Annotated in this window: 2 protein-coding genes; both read right to left on the reverse strand. The window is 62.7% G+C overall.

The annotated features are described in order from the left end of the window. Positions 1-128 precede the first annotated feature (128 nt). Positions 129-887: a hypothetical protein gene (locus ACI3ET_RS16295; RefSeq protein WP_405034120.1), complete on the reverse strand. Its 759-nt coding sequence runs from the start codon at positions 885-887 to the stop codon at positions 129-131. Positions 888-923: 36 nt separating this feature from the next. Continuing rightward, positions 924-1,085, reverse strand: coding sequence for a hypothetical protein (locus ACI3ET_RS16300; protein WP_405034121.1), 162 nt, complete (start codon positions 1,083-1,085; stop codon positions 924-926). Positions 1,086-1,789: the final 704 nt, after the last annotated feature.

Consider the following 1,789-nt stretch of genomic DNA (forward strand, 5'->3'; position numbering starts at 1 on the left):
ACGGCCGCCTCGAGCACCTTCGCGGCTTGGCTCTCGGGTTCCGGAACCTCACCAACTACATCGCCCGAGCACTCCTCGAGGCCGGCGGATTCAGGCCCCAACTACACCCTGGATTGTGAAGAGCCCGATTAACTCGTCCAGGCGTGCGACCACGCACTCGTAAGGACCCGCATCTCGAGGTACCTGTACGACGTGACCCCTGCGACGCTCGTGCGCACCCACTTGCGAACGGCGGCGTATGAGGAGCCGCTGCTAAGCGAACGCATCATGTACATCCCCTCGTCCTCGTAGTGACGGCCCGGCATGTAGTTGTAGTACGAACTGGGAAGGTTGACGTAACTGTCGACCCGCCCGTAGCCGGTCTTCACCGAGTAGCTTGCCTGGAAAGCGAACCCGATGGTTGCCGCGCTGACGTCGACGCGACAGTCACCTCGACGAATCCATCCGTTCAGATTCGACAACACCTTGCATCCGGAGACAGCCTGCGGGCTTATCCCACCAGAGGGGCCGCTTATGCGGGCCGGCTCCAGTTCGACCACAGTCATGAGCACGGAACCATCGGCGTACACCTCCCGCGACTGGAGTTTTCCGTCCTTCTTCGTGTCGGTCACGTAGAGCGGCTCTGCGAGCCCGCTCTCGGCATCCAAGACAACCCCCGCTTCGACCTTTGCCAGAAGGCTCGCACGTACGTTCTCCTTCACGCCCAGCTCGTCAAACTTCGCCATGATGGCTGCTCGGTCGTCGTCCGAAAGGCCGACGGTGACGGTGCTCGACGAGGCAGGCGCGCTGGGTGCCTCGGCGTGGGCCAATCCGATTGGTGCACTCAGCATCGCCAGCGCTGCCGTGCTGCAGGCGACGTAACGAAGCGTTTTGGTCAAGGTCGTCATTGACCTTCCCCCCTATCTGTTGTCTCGCCAGCCTCGTCAGCCGGGAGATCCGGTTTTCGTGCCACTCGCTGCGGAAGGCGAACCATGACGCGCGTTCGGGCGCGACGTAAGAACCCGAACCGCCGCCGCAACCACCAGCAGGATGGCAAGGCCAATACTCACCAGCAGCACAATCTCGGCCAGCGTAAGGTTGAACATGGTCCCCTCCAAAGCAGTGACACCCTTGCTGATGCAAGGTGAACGCATCCTGACAGACTTTCAATGTGCTGTCTAGGGGTGTGCCGATTACGGCGCGCTGCTGAGAAAGTCGGCTTCAGTCCTGACCCTCAGCCCGGGCGCCCCAAGCGGTCGTCGTCCTCCACGGGCGGGCCTCGTTCAACACGACCGTCCCCCCAGGCTCAAGGGGCGACACCAGGCTGCTCACAGCGCGTGGACCAGCGACTGCGACGGCGACGACCGGACACCCTATCGACGACCGGATCGACCGGCGCCTGTCGCGGACGACGCCCAGGCAGTGCGCACGCTGCCGACATTCACGGGCGGCCCTGGGCCCAGGTAGATGCGCCCCACCCCGTATTCTTGTATTTACTCTATTCCAGTCGGCCAGCCGGAAACGGGGTGCTATTTCGAGAGGTAGTACAGGTCGTCGACGACCTGAACAGAAAGTATCCCGAAGGAAAGTCGGCCTACCGCCACGCTGAGGATGGCTCCATCGGTAAGCACGACTGAGAACAACCGTCCTCCCACTTCTGCCTCGGTTCGCGTTGCCTTTGAAGGCTCTTCACAATGCAGGGTGTAGTCGGGGCCTGAATCCGCCGGCCTCGAGGAGTGCTCGGGCGATGTAGTGGGTGAGGTTGCGGAACCCGAGGGCCAGGCCGCGCAGGTGCTCGAGTCGACCGTTC

The sequence above is a fragment of the Ornithinimicrobium jinqii genome, assembly GCF_045032595.1.
Taxonomy (GTDB): domain Bacteria; phylum Actinomycetota; class Actinomycetes; order Actinomycetales; family Dermatophilaceae; genus Ornithinicoccus.